A 19098-nucleotide genomic window follows, 5' to 3' on the forward strand; every position below is an offset into this window, starting at 1 on the left:
TTTGCCTCCTGTGGCCGCCCAGGGCGGCCGGTTGCTATGGGGGCCATCTTGGCGCGGCAAGGGCCTGGCGGGCATCGTCGAAAGCGACGAAGTTACGCCAGCCCGCGAGCCGCGGTCAGCGCCCCGTCCATTGGGGCGCGCGCTTTTCGATGAAGGCGCGCGGGCCTTCATGGAAATCCTCGCTGGCCGCCACGCGCTCAAACGCCGCGCGGGTCAGCGTGCGCAGCGCCGCCTCGTCGAGTTCGTTCGCCTGGCGGGCCACGCGCAGGCTCTCGCGCACGGCCGTGGGCGCGTTGCGCGTGATCTCGCCCGCCAGGGCCAGCGCTGCCTCGCGCAGCCCGGCGGCCGGCACCACGCGATTGACCCAGCCCAGCTGCTGGGCGCGCTGGGCGCCCAGCTGGCCCGCGGTCAGAATCAATTCCAGCGCGATGTTCGGCGGTATGGCGCGCGGCAGCCGGTACAGGCCGCCGGCCGCGGCGATCAGGCCGCGCAGCACTTCGGGCAGGCCGAAGGCCGCGTGCTCGGCGGCCACCACCAGGTCGCAGGCCAGCGTCAGCTCGGTGCCGCCCGCCAGCGCCTTGCCGTTGACGGCCGCGATCCAGGGCTTGCTGCGCTCGCGGTAGACAAAACCGGCAAAACCGCCGCGCGCCGTGCTCAGCGCACTGCCGCGGCCGGCCGAGACTTCCTTGAGATCGGCGCCCGCGCAGAACGCATCCTGGCCCGCGCCCGTCAGCACCACCACCCAGATGTCGTCGTCGGCCTCGGTGGCATCCACGGCCGCTTCCAGGCCGGCCGCGACCGCGGCGTTGATGGCGTTGCGGGCCTCGGGCCGGTCAATGGTGACGACGGCGATATGGCCGGCCAGCTTCTCGACGCGCACGGCCGCGTTCATGCCAGGCTCCAGCGCAGCGCGCCATCGGCACCCTGCGTGACCTGGCCGCCGCGGCCCACGGGCGAGCGCTCCAGATCGGTCAGCACCGCCAGCGCCTGCGCGTCCTCGGGCTCCACGCGCGCCATCAGCCGTTCGCCGGCCGGCGTGCGCGCGATCACGATGCCGTGCGTGGGCAGGCCGTCGCGGCCGTAGATCACGGTGAAGGTCTCCACGCTGGCCGCGCCGTCGTAGCGTTCTATGAACGCCGGCACCGGCCCGCGCCGCGCATCGGCCGCGGCCTGCACGCTGTAGTCGTCCGGGGGCAGGCCCTGGGGCGGCGGGCGCGAGCCCAACACCAGCGCGTGGTGCTTGGTCACGTACTCGCCCTGGCCGTAGAGCAGCGCCGCCTTGCCCGGCGCGCCGCGCAAGGCGCGCACCAGGCCCGCGGCCGCATGCGTCATGTAGTCGTTGAGCGGCGCGCCGAAAAAGCTCAGCCCGCCGGTCGAGGTCATCTGTGCATCGGCCGCCAGGCCCAGCGTGCGCCGCGCCATCTTGGGCACGATGGGAAAGCAGCTGTAGAGCTCCAGCATCGCGAAGGCCGCGGCATCCCCGCCCACCTGGGCCAGCACGCTCTCCATCACCAGGTCCTGGGCATGCGAGCGGTGGTACTGGTCGCGCTGCAGGTAGTCGCGCGGCTCATGCGCCGCGGCGCCGCCCCAGACATAGACCCAGCGCTGCTCGGAAATGCCCAGAGCGCGCGCCTGGCCCACGCTGGTCAGCAGCACAGCCGCGCCCATGTTGACCATGGGGTTGGCCACCATGTACTTGGTGTAAGGCCAGGCGATCAGGCGGTTGGCCGCGCTGGGCTCGGCCACTTCCTCGGCGCTGAAGGCCTGGCTCTGCCAGGCATGGGGATTGGCCGCGGCCACTTGCGAGTAACGCGACCAGAGCGCGGCCGATTCCTGCCGCGCCTCTCGCGGCGTCTGGCCCCAGTGCGCCAGCGCGGCGTTTTCGTAGAACGGGTAGATGCTGACCGGCATCGCCGCGCCGTGGCGCACCGCCACCGGGTGGCAGAAATCCGTGCCGCGCAGCAGCTTCACGCTGTCGTCGCGCGGCGTCCAGTCCAGGTCTATGCCCTGCTTGGCCGCGGCGTCGACGGTGTAGCGCGACTCGGCGCCGGTGACGGCCGCGACGCGGCTTTCGCCGCGCGCGATGCGCAGCGCCGCCTCGTGGATGAAGCGCACCGGCGACTCTCCGCCGGTCTCGCCGTAGACACGCCGCGCCGGCCAGTGGCCCAGCCGTTCGCTGAGCCGCGCGGGGGCATCGGTATAAGGCCAGGAATGCTCGCTGACCACGTCCAGCGAATCGAGTTCGGCCAGCAAGGCCGCACCCGCGTCCTGCTGCGCCGCCTGCAGCGCACGCGCCATCAGCTCTATCGGTTCCAGCCCGGCTGCGGCCTGCTTGTTGCGGTGGGTGATTTCGCCCACCCCCACGATGATGGGGGTGCGGTCGTCGACGACGGTCATGCGGGAGTCTCCTGTGCGGCCGGGCAGCCGGTCTTTGCCATCCATCATAGAAAGTGCCCCCAGCACGGGGCATCGTCGAAACAGACGATTGCCCCCGCGCCCTGCCCCGCCTAGGCTGGGCACTCCTGTCTGGAGAATCGCCCATGCACCCCAAGCCCTTGCACCGCCTGCGCGGCATCGCCTCATCCCGGAGAGCGCCATGAAAGCCCTGCAAATGGCCCAGCTCGGCCCCCTCGAAGGCCTGGCGCTGTGCGATGTGCCCCGCCCCGCGCCCCAGGCCGGTGAATTGCGCATCCGCGTCGAAGCCAGCGCCATCTCGCACGCCGACCTGCTGCTGGCCCAGGGCCGCTACCAGATGAAGCCGCCCGCGCCCTTTATCCCCGGCAGTGAATTCGCCGGCACGGTCGAAGCCATGGGCGACGGCGTTGACGGTGACTGGCAGATCGGTCAGCGCGTCTGCGGCTCCAGTGCGCGCAGCGGCGCCTGGGCCGAGGCGGTCTGCGTGCCCGCGGCCACCGTGCAGCGCCTGGCAGGCACGGCGCCGGCCGCCGAAGCCGCGGCGCTGGCCGTGCCCTACGCCACCATGTGGCATGCGCTGGTCGACCGCGGCGCGCTGCTGCCGGGCGAAACCGTGTTCGTGCTCGGCGCGGCGGGCAGCGTGGGCCTGGCCGCCGTGCAGCTGGCGCGCGCTTTCGGCGCCCGCGTGATCGCCGGGGCCTCGTCGCCGGCCAAGCGCGCCCTGGCCCTGGCGGCCGGCGCCGACGCGGTCATAGACACTTCGGCCGACGACTGGCGCGGCGCGCTCAAGGCCATGACCCAACCGCTGGGCGTGGACGTCGTGGTCGACCCGGTCGGCGGCCCATTCACCGAAGCCGCGTTCCGCTGCCTGGGCTGGGGCGGGCGCCATCTGGTGCTGGGCTTTGCCGGCGGCGCCATCGCCGCCCTGCCGGCCAACCTGCCGCTGCTCAAGGGCGCGGCGCTGGTCGGCGTCGATATTCGCCAGTTCGCGCAGCGTTCTCCGTCCAAGGCCGCGGCCAATCTGCGCGGCGTGATGGGCTTGCACGCACGTGGCGACCTGCGCCCGGCCATAGACAGCGAATGGCCTCTGGCCGATTACCGCCAGGCCCTGGCGGCCATGCAGGGCGGCGAGGCCGTGGGGCGCGTGGTGCTGCGGCCGAACTAGCGGCCGCTACAGCCTGGCCGTGGTGTCACGCGCCAGCAGCGCATTGCGAAACTCCAGCGCCACCGGGCTCAGAATGCCCTGGGTGCGCCAGAACAGGTGCAAGTCGTACTGCACCTGCATGCCGGCACCGGGCAAGGTCACCAGGCCCTGGCCTTCGGGTTGCTGCAGGATGCGGCTGGGCAGCAGGCCCAGCAGGTCGGACTGGCGCAACAGGGGCGCGAAGGCCAGCTGGGACTGGCTGCTCTCGATCGCGACCGGCGGCAGGGGCAGTCCGGCCTGCAGAAACTGCTGCTCGAACCATTGGCGCAGATACATGCTGCGGTCGGGCAGCACCCAGCGCTCCTGGGTCAGATCGGCCAGGGTCAGAAACCGCGCCAGGCGCGGGTGTCCGCTGCGGGCCACCATGCAGACATCGAGCAGGCCCAGGCTGGCGTGGCTCAGGCCGGGGTAATCCGCCTGCGGCTTGGCGGCGATCACCAGATCGACCTGGCCGTTGTCCAGCTCGATCAGCAGCTGCGGGCTCAGCAAGGGGTGGATGTGAAAGCGCGCCATGGGCCGGTGCACATGAAAGTCGGCCAGCAGCGGCGTGATCAGCGAAGGCACCAGGTGCGGCAGCGAAGCCAGGCGGATCAGGCCCGCCTTGGCGCTGCGCTCGTCGCCCAGCTCCGTGCCCAGATCGTGCACCGCCTGCGTGATGCGGCGCGCGTGCTTGAGCACGGTTCGTCCCATGGCCGTGATCGCAATGCCTTGGCTGCTGCGCTCGAACAAGGGCGCGCCGGCGGCGGCTTCCAGCCGGGCCAGGGCCTTGGACAAGGCCGATTGCGTGACGCCCAAGGCATTGGCTGCGCCGTGCAGGCTCACGTGCTGGCTCAGGGTGATCAGGACTTGCAGGTCATCGATGCGCATGGGTCGGGGCTGGCGTGGCGGGTGATTCCAAACTGGAATCGCAAACACGGGGTGTGGGAATTTCCGGGCCAGGCCAAGATGCCTAGAGTCGGTGCAGGCCCAGCGCTCAGCAGCCCTACATCAGGAGACACACATGACCCACGCCCCCCCGTTTCGCCGCCGCACGCTGTTGCTGGCTGGCAGTCTACTGGCTTTCGGCGCCGCCATGCCCGGCTTCGCCACGGAGCCCTGGCCCAGCAAACCCATCACGCTGGTGGTTCCGTTTTCCGCGGGAGGCCCCACCGACACACAGATGCGCGCCATGGCCGTGGCGGTCGGCAAGGCCCTGGGCCAGCCGGTGCTGGTGGTGAACCAGCCCGGTGCCGGCGGCACGCTGGCCCCCGCGCAGATGGCGCGCAATGCCGCGGCCGACGGCTACACGCTGGTGCTCATCACCCCGGCCGTGTTTCGCCTGCCGCATTTGCAAAAAGTGGGCTACGACGCCTTGAACGACTTCTCGTACGTGGCGGGCCTGACCAGCTATGTCTACGCCATGTCGGTGCCCACCGATTCGCGCTTCAAGTCCTTGGCGGATGTGATCGCCTATGCCGGCGCCAACCCGGGCAAGCTCAATGTCGCGGCCGTGGGCAACGGCACGCTGGGCCACATCGCCACGCACCAGCTGCAAAAGCAGGCGGGCGTGCAGCTGAACTACGTGCCGTTCAAGGGCGGGGCCGACGCGGTGACGGCCTTGCTGGGCGGCCACGTGGACGTGATGCTGGAAGCGGGCTGGGGCGCCATGGCCAACGGCGGCAAGCTGCGCCTGCTGGCCGTGGCCGAAGAGCAGCGCTTGCCCAAGTGGTCGCAAGTGCCCACCTTCAAGGAATCGGGCTACGACATCGTGGTGCGCTCCACCGTGGGCATTGCCGGGCCCCGAAACCTGCCGGCGCCGGTGCTGTCCAGGCTGGAAGAGACACTGCGAAAAGCCGCGCAGGATCCGGCTTACGCCAAGGCTCTGGACAACGAGTCCATGCCCAATCGCTTTGAAGACAGCAAGGCCTATCGGCAGTACGCACTCACGCAATTCGCGGCCGACAAGCGCAATGTGCGCGAACTCGGCCTGGCGATGGAGTGAGCCCCATGCAAGCCTTGACCCCGCCCGCCGGGCTGCAGGACAGCCGTTCGCCCCATGCCGACATCCCGGATGCCGAGTGGGCCGTGCGCCAGGAACTCGCGGCCCTGTACCGCGCCCTGCACCACTACGGCATGACCGACCTGATCTACAACCACATCACGGCCCGCGTGCCCGGCACGGTCGATCAGATCCTGCTCAACCCCTACGGCCTGCTGTACCAGGAAGTCAGCGCCTCCAGCCTGTACAAAATCCGGCTCGACGGCGAAGTGCTTTACCGGCCCGATGACGGCTTTGGCCTCAATCCCGCGGCCTACGTCATTCACACCGCGGTGCATGCGGCCCGCCACGACGCGATGTGCGTGCTGCACACCCACACGCGCGCCAGCACGGCGGTCTCGGCCATGGCCGGGGGCTTGCGGCCCATTTCGCAGCAGTCGGCGCTGTTTTATGGCCGCATCGGCTACCACGACTTCCGGGGCCCCGAAGTCGAGATCGGGCAGCAGCAAAGCCTGGTGGCCGACCTGGGCCAGCACAACGCCGTCATCTTGCGCAACCACGGCCTGCTGGTCTGCGGCCGCACGGTGGCCGAAGCCTTTTTCAACATCTACTGGCTGGAATCCGCCTGCAAGGTGCAGGTGGACGCCATGGCCGCGGGCGCGGCACAGGTGATCGAGTTCGACGACGCCGCCGTGCAGGCCACGCGCGCCGCGTTCGCGCGCACGCCCATACGCGGTGAGCGCGAATGGGCCGCCGTGCGCCGCGAACTCGATCGCCTGGACCCCAGTTACCGCCGCTAGGCCCAGCCGGACAACCGGCGGCCTCTTTTCCCTCCCAATCCCCGCATCGCCGTTGCCTGGGCAATGGTGGGGGACGCCAAATGCAACAAGGAAATCCCATGGACACCCTCATGAGCCAGCCCGCCGTGGCCTATACCAGCCGCGCACTCACCGGCCCGGCGCTGCCGCTGAATGCAAAGGCCCTGGGCCTGGACGCCCGCGTGCGTTGCCACGAACTGCAAGCCGGCCAGGCCCCGCTGTTCATCGAATGCGCCGATGCCGGCCTGCAAACCCGCGACGGGTTTCACGCCTGGTTTGCCCAGGTGCGCCCCGTCATCGACGACTTGATCGTGGCCCATGGCGCCGTGGTGCTGCGCGGCTTTCCCGTGGCGGACACCGACGACTTCGCCACGCTGACGGGCGAATTCCCCGCGTTCTCGGGCGACTACGCCGGCGGCCGGGCACCGCGCTCGGCCATCAAGGGCCAGGTCATGGAAGCCACGCGCCTGGCGCCCAGCGTGCAGCTGACCCTGCATTCCGAGATGGCCTATATGCGCGACTACCCCCGGCGCCTGGCTTTCTTCGCGCGCCGACTGGCCGCGCGCGGCGGCGAGACCACCATCGGCGACATGCGCGGCCTGATCGACGCACTGCCGCCGGCCATCGTCGCCAAACTGCAGCAGCACAAGACGCGCATGGCCACCAACTACGGGCCGCGCAGCGACGAACTGCAGGCCACGTACGCCCACATGGACTTGCGCGGCTGGAACCACTCCTTCTTCACCGACGATCCCCAGGAGGTGGAACGCATGTGCGCGCAAAAAGGCCTGGAGCCGATCTGGAACGACAACGGCAGCCTGACGCTGCTGACGCCGCTGGACCCCTTCGTGCCGCACCCGGTGACGGGCCAGCCCATGTTCCGCTCGGTCATCCACGTGCGGCCGCAGTCGCAAAGCGACGAGCTCTCACGCCAGATCCGCGCCACGCAAAAATACCCCACGGGCGCCACGCTGGGCAATGGCGAGCCGCTGTCGGCCCAGGAGCTGCAGCAGATCGACGCGGCCTGCGCGGCCCGCACCGTCCACTGGCGTTGGCACACGGGCGACGTGATGCTGGTCGACAACCTGCAGGTCTGGCACGGCCGCAACCCCTACGAGGGCGAGCGCGAAACGCAGGTGGCGCTGCTGAACTGAGCCTAGGCCTGCGCCGCTTCCAGCCCCGCCACCCGCCGCAGATGCCAGGACACAGGCCCGAACTGCGTTGCTATCAGCGTCGCGCGGCGAAAGTAGTGGCCTACGGCCAGCTCTTCGGTCATGCCCATGCCGCCGTGCAACTGCACCGCGCCCTGGCCCACGGCCTTGCAGGCCTGCGCCACGGCGACCAGGGCCGAAGACACGGCGCGGGCCCGCGCGGGTGCCGGCCCGTCCATGGCGTCGAGCACGGCATGGGTCAGCGCGTCGGCCTGGGCCAGCGCCATGTGCATATCGGCCAGGCGGTGCTGCACCACCTGGAAGCTGGCGATGGCCACGCCGAACTGCTTGCGCTGGCGCACATAGTCCAGCGTGTCGGCCAGCAGGCGGCCCAGCACGCCCAGGGCTTCGGCGCAGACCGCGAGCGTGGCCTCGTCCAGGGCCTGCTCTATCTGCGGCAGCGCCGCGCCTTCGCGCCCCAGCAAGGCCGCGGCCGGCACGCGCACGCCCTCCAGGCGCAGCTCGGCGGCACGCGTGCCGTCGCGCAGCGCATAGGGGCGCAGCTGCACGCCGGGCGCATGGCGCTCGACCACGACCAGCGAAATGCCGTCGGCGTCGCCCACCGCGCCGCTGCCGCGCGCCGAGACGATCAAATGCGTGGCCCAGGGCGCGGCATGCACCACGGCCTTGCGCCCGTTGATCTCGTAGCCCTGGCCATCGCCGACCAGGCGCGTGCGTACCTGGGCGCGCTCGTTGCGGCTGTCGGGCTCGGCATGGGCAAAGGCCAGCACGGCGCGGCCCGCGACCACATCGGCCAGCAGCGCATCGCTGAACGCGCCCGGTTGGCGCTGCAGCAGGCCCGCGCCTATCACCAGGCTAGCCAAATAGGGCTCGCCCGCGAGCGCCGCGCCCAGCGTCTGCATCACGGCCAGGTGGGCGGCCATGCCGCCGCCCAGCCCGCCCTGGGCTTCGGGCAGGGCCGCGCCCAGCAGGCCCAGCTCGCGTGACAGGCCGCGCCAGAACGCGGGCGGCGCGTCCACGGCCTCGGCCAGCGCGCGCTGGCGTTGGGCGAAGCCAAAGTGCTGCTCCAGATAGCGCGCCAGGCTGTCGCTGAGCATGGCCAGCGTGTCGTCGTGGGAGGTGTCAGTGGTCATGGTGTTCTTCAGCCGCGCAGCAAATGGGCCGCGATGAGATTGCGCTGGACTTCGTTCGTGCCCGCGTAAATCGATGCCGCGCGGTCGTTGAGATAGGCCGACATGGCGAACACCGCGTCTTCGGGCACGGGCAGCTCGCCCAGCAGGCACTCGGCCTGCGGCAAATCCACGGCCGCGTAGCGCCCGGCGATTTCCACGCCCAGCTCGGTCAGGCGTTGGCGCAATTCGGAGCCCAGGATCTTGCCCATGGACGGGCGGATTCCCGGCGGCTCGCCCCGCACCTGGGCACGCAAGGCCTGCAATTCCAGCGCTTCGACCGCGTCGATGGCGCAATCGGCTTCGGCCAGGCGCAGCGCCATGTCGCGGCCTTCGTCGCACGCCCCCGTCGGCCAGGCGGCACGCGCGGCTTCGCGCAGGCGCCGCAGCCGCCCGCGCAGACGCGGCGCCCAGGCACCGCCGCGCTCGTGCGACAGCAGGTATTTGGCGATGCTCCAGCCCTGGTTCTCCTCGCCCAGCAGCGACGAGACCGGCACGCGCACCTCGTCGAAGAACACCTGGTTGAGCTCGTGGTCGCCCGAAATGCTGATGATGGGCCGCACCGTGATGCCCGGCGCGTCGAGGTCGAAGCACAGAAAGCTGATGCCTTGCTGGGCCTTGCCGCTGCTGTCGGTGCGCACCAGGCAGAACATGCGATTGGCCCAATGCGCGTGCGTCGTCCAGATCTTGCTGCCGTTGAGCACATAGTGGTCGCCGTCGCGCTGTGCGCGGCACTGCAGGGAGGCGAGGTCCGAGCCCGACTGCGGCTCGGAGTAGCCCTGGGCCCAGTAGTCGGTGCCGTCGCGTATGCCCGGCAGCCAGCGCTGCTTTTGCGCCTCGGTGCCGAAGGCGATGATCACCGGCGCCACCATGCGCGTGCCATTGGGCGCGAGCGGCGGAGCGTCGGCCTGGGCCAGTTCGCTGGCGAAGATGTAGTGCTGCATGGGCGTCCAGCCCGTGCCGCCATGCGCCACCGGCCAGCTCGGCACGCTCCAGCCGCGGCCCGCGAGGATGCGGTGCCAGCGTATGCCTTCGTCGTAGTCGGCGAAGATGCCGGCACAGCGCCGGCCCGCCGTGCGCAGCTCGGGCGTCAGGGCGGCATCGAGAAAGCTGCGCACTTCCGCGCGGAAGGCGGTCTCGTCTGCGTTGAGTTGCCAGGCCATGCTCATTTCACCAAGGCCGGGGCGGCGTCGAACACATGGTCCTTGAACTGCTCGCGCAGCTTGGTCTTGAGCAGCTTGCCCGTGGCCGTGTGCGGCAGCGCGTCGACGAAGACCACGTGATCTGGCAGCCACCACTTGGCCACGCGCTGGGCCAGAAAGGCCTGCAGCTCGGCGCCCGTCGCCTGGGCGCCAGGACGCAGCACGGCCACCAGCAGCGGCCGCTCCTGCCATTTGGGATGCGGCATGCCGATGACCGCAGCCTCGGCCACCGCGGGATGGGTATTGGCCGCGTTTTCCAGATCGATGGAGGAAATCCATTCCCCGCCCGACTTGATCACGTCCTTGGCCCGGTCCACCAGTTGCACGTAGCCGTCGGCGTCGACGGTCGCCACGTCGCCGGTGGGAAAGTAGCCCTCGGCGTCGAGCACCGAGCCGCCTTCGCTCTTGAAGTAGCCGCTCGCAATCCACGGGCCGCGCACATGCAGGTGGCCGAAAGCCTGGCCGTCGTGGGGCAGGCGCGCGCCCGCCTCGTCGACGATCTTCAGCTCCACGCCCCAGACGCCGCGGCCTTGCTTCATCTTGACCGTGGTCTGCTCCTCCTTGGACAGGCCGCTGTGCTTGGGCAGCAGGTTGCTGATCACGCCGATGGGGCTGGTCTCGGTCATGCCCCAGCCCTGCACGAAGTCGGCGCCGAAGTCGCGCTCGAAGCGCTCGATCATGCTGCGCGGCGTGGCCGCACCGCCCACACCTATGCGCTTCAAGCCCAGCGCCAGGGTGTCGATTTCCGGGTGGGCGTCGAAGTACTGGAACTGCATCAGCCAGACCGTGGGCACGGCCTGCGAGAACGTCACTTTCTCGTCGCGCATCAGCGTGTAAAGGCTTTCGCCGTCGAGCTTGGGGCCGGGCATCACCAGCTTGGTGCCCGCCATGGCCGCCGAGTAAGGCATGCCCCAGGCGTTGGCGTGGAACATGGGCACAGCCAGCAGCAGCGTCATGTTCGAGTTGACGTTGAAAGTGTCGGGCGCGCATTCCATCAGCGAATGCAGCACGGTGGAGCGGTGCGAATACAGCACGCCCTTGGGGTTGCCCGTGGTGCCCGAGGTGTAGCACAGCGACGAGGCCGTGCGCTCGTCGAACACGGGCCAGGTGTAGTCCTCGCTCTGGGCGGCGATCAGCTCCTCGTAGCACAGCAGGTTCGGCAGATCCACCTGCGGCATGTGGGCGCGGTCGGTCATGGCCACGAAGGTGTGCACGCTCTTGAGCTTGGGCGCCAGCTGCGCGACCAGGGCCGCGAAGCTGATGTCGAAGAACAGCACCTGGTCTTCGGCGTGGTTGATGATGTAGTCGATCTGCTCGGGAAACAGCCGCGGGTTCACGGTGTGCAGCACCGCGCCCGTGCCCGAGACGCCGTAGTACAGCTCCAGGTGCCGGTAGGTGTTCCAGGCCAGCGTGCCCACGCGCTGGCCCGGCGCGACGCCCAGGGCCTGCATGGCATTGGCCACGCGCTTGGCGCGGCGCTGCACTGCGCGGTAGTTGCTGCGGTGCACCGGCCCTTCCACCGTGCGCGTGACGATTTCGGTCTCGGGGTGGAAAGTGGCCGCGTGATCGATCAGCGACGAAATCATCAACGGGCGGTCCTGCATCAGTCCGTGCATTGCTTGTCTCCTTTGGTCTTATGGGCCTGCAGCGTCATTTCACGGCGATGGTCTTGCCCACGGGCTCGAACTCGCTGCCGTTGAACTGCACCAGTTGCAGCGTGCTGAAAGGGAAGAAGTCGGTCGCCGAGTTGTTGAGCGTGATGCCCGGCAGCAGCATGGGCAGGGCCACGCCCTTGAAGCTGGTGGCCTGCTTCATCACGTTGGCGCGCGTGAGGTCGTCGCCCGCCGAACGCAGCACGCTTTCCATGGACTGGGCCAGGTTGTAGCCGAACACCGCCATGGCATTGCTGACGTCCTCCTGCGGTGCGTACTTCTTCATGAAGGCCAGGAACTCCTTGGTGCCCGGGTCCTGGGCCCAGCGCGGCTGCACCGGGTCCTTGAAGAAGGCCATGGCCAGAATGCCCTTGGACTTGTCCAGGCCCGCGGGCTCCAACGTGGCCTTGACGTAGGCCGCGACATAGCTGAGGTATTGCTGCGTGGGCCGCCAGCCGATGTCGTAGACCTTGCGAATGGCCTGGGCCGCGGCGCGCGCGCTGCTGAAGTTGACGAACACATCGGCGCCCGAAGCCTGCAGGCGGATGATCTGGGAGTCGACCGTGGGGTCGCTCAGCTCGTAGGAGGCTTCGGCCACCACGCTCGCCCCGCCCTTCTCGGCCAGCGCGCTTTTGAGGCCCTTGAGCAAGTCCTTGCCGAAGTCATCGTTCTGGTAGAGCACCGCGACCTTGGCCTTGGGCAGGGTCTGCGCAATGTTGCGGCCGTAGAGCCGGCCTTCGGCGATGTAGCTGGGCATGAAGGGCATGGTCCAGGGCGAGCCCTGGGGATCGTTGAACCGATCGGCGCCCACGCTCAGCAGGATCTGCGGCACCTTCTTGGTGTTCATGTAGCGCTGGATGGCGGCGTTGGGCGCCGATCCCAGGTTGCCGTAGACCGCCAGCACCTCGTCCTGCTCGACCAGCCGGCGCACGGCTTCGGCGGTGCGCGGCGGCGAGTACTGGTCGTCATAGGTGATCAGCTTGATCTTGCGGCCCTGGATGCCGCCGCGCTCGTTGATCATCGCGAAGTAGGCCTCGTTGACCTTGCCCAGGATGCCGTAGGCCGAGCCCGGGCCGCTGTAAGGCATGGTCATGCCCAGGCGGACTTCGCTGTCGCTGGCGCCGACGTCGTATTTCTTCTGGGCCAGCGCCGTGCGTGCGCCCAGGCCGCCGAGTGCCAAAGTGGCGGCGGCGCGCTGCAGCGCCAGGCGCCGGGTCAGAGGTGAATGCGTGTTCATCATGCTCCTCAGCGGCCCAGCACCGGGCCAAACGGTTCATAGCGCGTGCCGGCAAAGCGCAGCAGCTGCATGCGCTCTATCGGGTAGAAATCGTCGGCCGAGGTCTTCACTTCTATGCCCGGGTACAGCATGGGCAGGGTGAAGGACATATTGGCCGCGATCTTCATGATGTTCTCGCGCGTGAGGTTGTCGCCGGCCTTGCGCAGCACGTATTCCAGCGTCTGCGCCGAGCTGTAGCCCAGCACGTTGAGCGAATCCGTCATGTCGCCGGTGGCGTAGTACTTGGCCATGAAGGCCTTGTAGTCGTCGAATTCCTTGGTGTTCTTCCAGCGCTCGTCCGAAGGGTCGCGCAGGTAGTTGGCCGAAATCACGCCCTGGGCGTTCTCGAAGCCCGCCGGTTTCATCACCGACGTGACCGAGACCGACACGCTGGACAGGTATTGCGTGGGCTTCCAGCCGATGTCGGCCGCCTTGCGAATCGCCTGGGCCGCGAACTTGGGCGTGGTGATGCTGAAGAAGACATCGGCGCCCGAGGACTTGAGGTTGACCATCTGGCTGTCTATGGTCGGGTCGGTGACTTCATAGGTGGACTGCGCCACGACCATGGTCTTGGCCTTGGCGCCCAGGCCGTCGAGAAAGCCCTTGAGGTAGTCCTTGCCGAAGTCGTCGTTCTGCATCAGGATGGCGATCTTGCCGTCCGGCTTGGTCTTGAGAATGTGCTCGGCGTAGATCTGGCCTTCGGCCTGGTAGGTCGGCTGCCAGCCCATGGTCCAGGCGAAGCCCTTGGGGTCGCCGAAGCGCGTGGCGCCGGTGGCGACGAACAGCTGTGGCACCTTCTTGGCATTCATGTAGCGGCGGATCGCCATGTTGTGCGCCGTGCCCAGCGCGCCGAACAGCAGCAGCACTTCGTCCTGCTCGACCAGCTTGCGCGCCTGCTCCACGGTCTTGGACGGCGTATAGGCGTCGTCGAGCGAAACGAACTCGACCTTGCGCCCGTTGATGCCGCCTTCGGCATTGACCTTGTCAAACCAGGCGCTGGCCGACTTGCCAATGGTGCCGTAGGCCGAGACCGGCCCCGAGTACGGCACGAGATGCCCGATCTTGATCGTGGTGTCGGTGGCGCCGGTGTCGTAGCGCTTTTGCGCTTGCGCCGTGAAAGCCGTGGTGGCTGCGAGCAGCAGCACGGCGCTGGTCCGAAGAAGACTTCTGGACGGGGGGGAACGGAACACTTGCATGGCAGTCTCCTGGGTTGGCGCCTTGGCCGGCGTCTGCACGCATCGTAGGCAGCCGGCCCGGCGCGCGGCATCGTCGGAAAAGACGATTGAGGGCCGCCGCCTGGCGCCCGCCGCGCCCGGCGGGTTCACTCGTTGAGCTTGAAGCCCAGTTCGTCAACGAAGCGCTTGTCGCTGGCCGTCTGGGTGACGGCGAAGCGGCTGTACTGCGCGGTGTCCAGGTGGGCATAGGGCTGGCCCTGCACTTCCAGCGCCTTGAGAAATTGCGCATCGCTGCTGGCCGCGAAGAAGGCGTCGTGCAGCGCCTTCACCACCTGCGGGTTCATGCCCTTGGGGCCGGCCAGGCCGACCGGCGAGCGCACGGCGATGTCGTAGCCCAGGTCCTTGAGCGTGGGCACCTGCGGCCAGCGCGGCGTGCGCTGCTCGTCCATCACCGCCAGCAGGCGCAGCTTGCCGCTTTCCACCATGCTGCCCCAGCCGGCCTCGGTCATGACCTGCACATGGCCGCCAATCGTGGCCTGCAGCACTTCAGCCGCGCCCTTAAACGGCACGTAGTTGAGCGAGAAGCCCGCGGCGCGCGCCAGCCGCGCAATGCCGATGTGGCCCGAACTACCCTGGCCTATGCCGCCGAAGGAGATCTTGTCGGGCGCGGCCTTCACCGCGGCAATCAGCTCGGGCAAGGTCTTCCAGGGCGCATCCGCGGCCACCACCACGCCGAAGCTGTAGTTGGTCACGCCGATGATGTAGCTGAAGTCCGCCACCGGGTCGTAGTTGACTTTCTGCACATGCGGCAGCCGAAACAGCGCCGCGGAAATCATGGCGATGGTGTAGCCGTCGGGGGCCGCGCTGCGCGCCATGGCCGCGGCCGCCAGCGTGCCGGAGACGCCGGGCTGGTTGACGATCACGATGGGCTGGCGCAGCGACTGCGAGGCCGCGCGCGCGAGCGCCCGCATCTGCACGTCGGTCGCCCCGCCCGCGGGGAAAGGCACGAGCAGCGTGATCGGCTTGACCGGAAAGGCCGGCGCCTGGATAGCCGCCAGGGCCGGCGCGCAAGGCGACAGCGCGAGCAGGGCCGCGCCAGTGCCCAGCGCCGTGCGGCAAAAATCGCGCTTGCTGGGGTCGGCCGAACGCATGGTGGAATTCTTGGGCATTGTTCTTGTCTCCTGGGTGTCGTTGGCAAATTCTCGGCGCGCCGGCGCGGGCAGACACTCGTCGAAAAGGATGAATTGCGCGCCGCAAATCGTCGATTCGGACGACAGCCAAGCGGCGAGGAACGCCCAAGAATCAGGAACAGCCGCCGCACCGCCCGCGCGCCCCCAAGCCTTTCCCGGAGACCGCCAGCCCATGGAACTCACCCAGCCCCTGCACAAGGCCTTGCAGGAAAAACCCCAGGCCACGGCCCTGGTCTGCGACCCGCGCCGCAGCACATTCGCCACCTTCGCCGACCGCGTCGCGCGGCCGGCCGCGGTGCTGCAGTCCCAGGGCGTGCAGCCTGGCGACCGCGTCGGCATGCTGGCGCTCAACTCCGACCGCTATGTCGAATTCTTCTACGCCGCCTGGTGGGCCGGCGCCGTGGTCAACCCGGTCAACATCCGCTGGAGCGCGCGCGAAGTGGCCTATTCGCTCGACGACTGCGACACGCGCCTGCTGCTGGTCGATGCCCGGCATGCCGCGCTCGCCGTCCAGCAGCCGGCGCTGTCGCGCTCGCTGAAAACCCTGCTGTGGTTCGACGACGGCCCCGCGCCCCAGGGCATGCAGGACACCGAAGCGCTGCTGGCCCAGGCCCGGCCCGTGGCCGATGCGCGCCGCGGCGGCGCCGATCTCGCGGCCGTGCTCTACACCGGCGGCACCACTGGCCTGCCCAAGGGCGTGATGCTCAGCCACGCCAATCTCTACGCCGGCCAGCTGTCGGCGAACATGGCGGCGCCGCGCCCCGTGGATGCGGTGGGCATCAACATCGCGCCCATGTTCCATGTCGGCGGCCTGGGCCTGACGCTGCAACTCATGCAGCGGCTGTGCACCCAGGTCGTGATGCCGGCCTTCGACGAAGTCCGGATACTCGAGGCCATACAGAACGAGCGCGCCAGCGAGACTTTTCTGGTGCCGACCATGGTCAAGCGCCTGATCGAGCACCCGCGCTTTGCCGACTACGACACCTCCAGCCTGCAACTCGTGCTCTACGGCGCCTCGCCCATAGACGATGCGCTGCTGCTGCAGGCGCTCACGCAGTTGCCGCGCGCCAGCTTCTGCCAGCTCTACGGCATGACCGAGCTTTCACCCGTGGTGAGCGTGCTGCCCGCCGGGTGCCACCAGCTGGACCAGCCCGCGCACCGCCGCCGCTCGGCCGGCCGGCCCGTGCCCATCGCCGAAGTGCGCATCGTCGACGGCGCGGGCCGCCCCGTGCCCAACGGCACGGTGGGCGAAATCGTGGCGCGCGGCCCGATGGTGATGAGCGGCTACTGGAACCAGCCCGAGCAGACCGCTGCCGCCCTGCGCGACGGCTGGATGCACACCGGCGACGGCGGCCGCATGGACGACGACGGCTTCCTCTACATCGTCGACCGGCTCAAGGACATGGTCGTGACCGGCGGCGAGAACGTCTACTCGGCCGAAGTCGAGAACGCCATCACCCAACTGCCCCAGGTGTCGATGTGCGCCGTGGTCGGCGTGCCCGACGCGCAATGGGGCGAGCGCGTGCACGCCGTGGTCGTGCTGCGCGAGGGCGCGGCGCTGTCGGCGGATGACTTGATCGCGCATTGCCGCACGCTGATCGCCAACTACAAATGCCCGCGCAGCGTGGCTTTCGCCAGCGAGCTGCCGCTGTCGCCCGCCGGCAAGATCCTCAAGTACCAGCTGCGCGCGCCGCACTGGGCCGGCCACGCGCGCCAGGTGGGTTGAGGCCGACCGGACGGGCCTTCAGCGCCCGAACACCGGCTCGCGCTTTTCGCGGAACGCTTTGACGCCTTCGCCGAACTCGGGCCGGTCGATCAGCTCGCGCTGGCGCTCGGCTTCGTAGTGCAGCTGCTCCTGCAACGGCACGCGGCCGGCCGATTCGTAGGCGTGGCGGATCTCGTGCGCCGCATGCGCCGGCAGGCGGGCCAGGCGCTGGGCGATGGCCAGCGCTTCCTGGCGCAGCACGGCGTCGTCGACGCAGGCCCAGATCAGCCCCCATTGCGCGGCCTGCTCCGCACTCAGGCGGTCGCCCAGCAGCGACAAGGCCACCGAGCGCGCGCGGCCGATGGAACGCTCCAGGAACCAGGTCGTTCCCAGGTCGGGCACGATGCCCAGCCGGGGCATGAAGGGCAGATAGAAGTAGGCCGAGCGCGCCGCCACCACCACATCGGCCGACAGCGCCAGGCCCACGCCCGCGCCCGCCGCCGGGCCGTTGACGGCGCTGACCACGGGGAAAGGCAAAGCGCGGATGTCGGCGATCAGCCGGTTCGACAGCTCGGCCATGCCATCGGCCGTGCGCTGCCCCAGGCTGGCGCCGTCGTCGGCTGCGGCCCCTCCCATGCTCGACAGGTCGGCGCCCACGCAAAAGGCCTTGCCCGAGCCGGTCAGCACCAGGGCGCGCACCGTGCCTTCGTCGCACATGCGCGCCAGATGCTCGCGCAGGCCATGCTGGATGTCCTTGGTCAGCGGGTTGAGCCGGGTCGGCACATGCAGGCTCAGGATGGCAACGTCGCCATCGCGTTCATACAGGAGGGAGGATTCGCTGGAGCTTTCGGTCATGGGGTTCTCGCAAGGAAAAGGTCAACAAGGCGCCAGACAGGCGCTCACTTCATCGCCAGCACCGGCCCGGTAGCTTCCATCTCGACACCGTTGAAGCGCACCGGCTGCATGGACGCGTAGGCGTGCAAGTCCTTGGCCGAGTTCGCCACCAGCACGCCGGGCAGCAGCATGGGCAGTTGCACGTCCTTGAGGTTGCTGGCCAGGCGGCGCACGTTGTCGCGCGACAAGTCGTCGCCCGCGGACTTGAGCACATGCGTCATCAGCGTCGCCACCAGATAGCCCGAGACGCCGGCGCCGTTGCCCGGATCGACGCCGGGCGCATGGGTCTTGAGCAGATCGAGGTAGGCCACCACGTCGGCGTCGCGCGCCCAGCGCGGGCTCAGCGGCTCCTTGTAGACGGCCAGCGACACCACGCCCTTGGAGTTCTCCACGCCCGCGGGCTCCATGGCCATCTTCACCGAGGAGCCGGCGTAGCAGAGGTAGCGGTCGGCCTGCCAGCCCAGGGCCGCGACCTTGCGTATGGCCTGCGCGGCGGTGCGCGCCGTGGCGGCCATCACCAGCACGTCGGCGCCCGCACTCTTGAGCTGCACCAGCTGGGAATCGACCGTGGGGTCGGTGACTTCGAAGGTGGCCTGGGACACGATCTTGACCTTGGTCTGCCCGGCCAGGCCTTGCTGCAGGCCCTTGAGCAGCTCGCGGCCCAGGTCGTCGTTCTGCATCAGCACGGCCACCTTGGCGTCGGGGCGGCTGGCCAGGATCTGGCGCGCGAAGACCCGGCCCTCGCCCTGGTAGCTGCCCAGCAAGGGCACGGTCCAGGGCGACTTGGCCGCATCGTCGAACTGGGCCGCACCGCTCTGGATGAACAGCTGCGGCACTTTCTTCATGTTCATGTAGCGCTGGATCGCGCTGTTGGCCGCCGTGCCCAGGCCGCCGAAGATGGCCAGCACCTGGTCTTCCTCGACCATGCGGCGCACCACTTCCACGGTCTTGGGCGGCGAGTACTGGTCGTCATAGATCACCAGGCTGACCTTGCGCCCGTTGATGCCGCCGGCCTCGTTGAGCTTCTTGAAATAGGCCTGCGCGACCTTGCCCACCAGCGAATAGCCCGAGACCGGGCCCGACAAAGGCATGGGCATGCCCAGCTTGATCTCGGTGTCGCTCGCGCCCGGGTCGTACTTCTTCTGGGCCATGGCCGGCAGGGCCGCGCCCAGCGAAAGCCCGGCCAGGGCCACGAGAGTGTGTCGGCGCGAGGGGGAAAGAGCTTTGTTCATGCTGCTGTGTCTCCTT

At 69.1% G+C, this 19098-nt stretch carries 16 protein-coding genes; 5 read left to right on the forward strand and 11 right to left on the reverse strand.

Annotated features, from left to right (window positions below; genetic code table 11):
* Positions 1 to 115: 115 nt before the first annotated feature.
* Positions 116 to 892, reverse strand: a complete 777-nt coding sequence (locus N0K08_RS09630; RefSeq protein WP_261500042.1) for an enoyl-CoA hydratase-related protein — start codon at positions 890 to 892, stop codon at positions 116 to 118.
* Positions 889 to 2397, reverse strand: coding sequence for an acetyl-CoA acetyltransferase (locus N0K08_RS09635; RefSeq protein WP_261500043.1), 1509 nt, complete (start codon positions 2395 to 2397; stop codon positions 889 to 891). Before N0K08_RS09635 ends, N0K08_RS09630 begins: the two co-directional genes overlap by 4 nt.
* Positions 2398 to 2596: 199 nt before the next feature.
* On the opposite strand from N0K08_RS09635, the gene N0K08_RS09640 reads away from it, so the two are divergent.
* Positions 2597 to 3580 (forward strand): NADPH:quinone oxidoreductase family protein, encoded by a 984-nt coding sequence (locus tag N0K08_RS09640; protein ID WP_261500045.1) that lies wholly within the window; start codon positions 2597 to 2599, stop codon positions 3578 to 3580.
* Between the two features lie 6 nt (positions 3581 to 3586).
* On the opposite strand, the gene N0K08_RS09645 is transcribed toward N0K08_RS09640, so the two are convergent.
* The gene (locus tag N0K08_RS09645) at positions 3587 to 4486 is read right to left on the reverse strand and encodes a LysR family transcriptional regulator (protein ID WP_261500047.1); all 900 of its coding nucleotides are present in this window, start codon (positions 4484 to 4486) and stop codon (positions 3587 to 3589) included.
* Positions 4487 to 4619: 133 nt separating this feature from the next.
* Between N0K08_RS09645 and N0K08_RS09650 the strand changes: the two genes are divergently transcribed.
* From N0K08_RS09650 to N0K08_RS09660, 3 genes are all read left to right on the forward strand, one after another.
* The gene (locus N0K08_RS09650; protein WP_261500048.1) at positions 4620 to 5600 is read left to right on the forward strand and encodes a Bug family tripartite tricarboxylate transporter substrate binding protein; all 981 of its coding nucleotides are present in this window, start codon (positions 4620 to 4622) and stop codon (positions 5598 to 5600) included.
* Between the two features lie 5 nt (positions 5601 to 5605).
* Positions 5606 to 6397, forward strand: a complete 792-nt coding sequence (locus tag N0K08_RS09655) for a class II aldolase/adducin family protein (RefSeq protein ID WP_261500049.1) — start codon at positions 5606 to 5608, stop codon at positions 6395 to 6397.
* Between the two features lie 98 nt (positions 6398 to 6495).
* Complete coding sequence (locus tag N0K08_RS09660) at positions 6496 to 7569, forward strand: TauD/TfdA family dioxygenase (RefSeq protein ID WP_261500050.1); 1074 nt, start codon at positions 6496 to 6498, stop codon at positions 7567 to 7569.
* A gap of 2 nt (positions 7570 to 7571) precedes the next feature.
* Here N0K08_RS09660 and N0K08_RS09665 read toward each other — a convergent pair whose 3' ends face one another.
* The 6 genes from N0K08_RS09665 to N0K08_RS09690 all read right to left on the reverse strand — a co-directional run bounded on the left by N0K08_RS09665 (position 7572) and on the right by N0K08_RS09690 (position 15230).
* Positions 7572 to 8720 carry an acyl-CoA dehydrogenase family protein gene (locus N0K08_RS09665; protein ID WP_261500052.1) on the reverse strand — a complete coding sequence of 383 codons (1149 nt, stop codon included), beginning with the start codon at positions 8718 to 8720 and terminating at the stop codon, positions 7572 to 7574.
* An 8-nt stretch (positions 8721 to 8728) separates the two neighbouring features.
* On the reverse strand, positions 8729 to 9919 hold the full coding sequence (locus N0K08_RS09670) for an acyl-CoA dehydrogenase family protein (protein WP_261500053.1): 1191 nt from the start codon (positions 9917 to 9919) through the stop codon (positions 8729 to 8731).
* A 2-nt stretch (positions 9920 to 9921) separates the two neighbouring features.
* A complete protein-coding gene (locus N0K08_RS09675) occupies positions 9922 to 11574 on the reverse strand; it encodes a long-chain-fatty-acid--CoA ligase (RefSeq protein ID WP_261500054.1) in 1653 nt (550 codons plus the stop codon).
* Positions 11575 to 11608: 34 nt separating this feature from the next.
* Positions 11609 to 12847 carry an ABC transporter substrate-binding protein gene (locus N0K08_RS09680; protein WP_261500055.1) on the reverse strand — a complete coding sequence of 413 codons (1239 nt, stop codon included), beginning with the start codon at positions 12845 to 12847 and terminating at the stop codon, positions 11609 to 11611.
* A gap of 8 nt (positions 12848 to 12855) precedes the next feature.
* Complete coding sequence (locus N0K08_RS09685; protein ID WP_261500056.1) at positions 12856 to 14082, reverse strand: ABC transporter substrate-binding protein; 1227 nt, start codon at positions 14080 to 14082, stop codon at positions 12856 to 12858.
* A gap of 125 nt (positions 14083 to 14207) precedes the next feature.
* Positions 14208 to 15230 (reverse strand): tripartite tricarboxylate transporter substrate binding protein, encoded by a 1023-nt coding sequence (locus N0K08_RS09690; protein ID WP_261500057.1) that lies wholly within the window; start codon positions 15228 to 15230, stop codon positions 14208 to 14210.
* A 193-nt stretch (positions 15231 to 15423) separates the two neighbouring features.
* On the opposite strand from N0K08_RS09690, the gene N0K08_RS09695 reads away from it, so the two are divergent.
* The gene (locus tag N0K08_RS09695) at positions 15424 to 16977 is read left to right on the forward strand and encodes an acyl-CoA synthetase (protein ID WP_261500058.1); all 1554 of its coding nucleotides are present in this window, start codon (positions 15424 to 15426) and stop codon (positions 16975 to 16977) included.
* Between the two features lie 18 nt (positions 16978 to 16995).
* Here the strand turns inward: N0K08_RS09695 and N0K08_RS09700 are convergent, their stop codons facing one another.
* Together N0K08_RS09700 and N0K08_RS09705 are read right to left on the reverse strand one after the other, a co-directional pair.
* Complete coding sequence (locus tag N0K08_RS09700; RefSeq protein WP_261500060.1) at positions 16996 to 17811, reverse strand: enoyl-CoA hydratase-related protein; 816 nt, start codon at positions 17809 to 17811, stop codon at positions 16996 to 16998.
* 44 nt (positions 17812 to 17855) lie between these two features.
* On the reverse strand, positions 17856 to 19082 hold the full coding sequence (locus tag N0K08_RS09705; protein ID WP_261500061.1) for an ABC transporter substrate-binding protein: 1227 nt from the start codon (positions 19080 to 19082) through the stop codon (positions 17856 to 17858).
* Positions 19083 to 19098 lie beyond the last annotated feature (16 nt).

Origin of the sequence: Acidovorax bellezanensis, assembly GCF_025421555.1 — a bacterium.
GTDB classification, from domain to species: Bacteria; Pseudomonadota; Gammaproteobacteria; order Burkholderiales; family Burkholderiaceae_C; genus Comamonas; species Comamonas bellezanensis.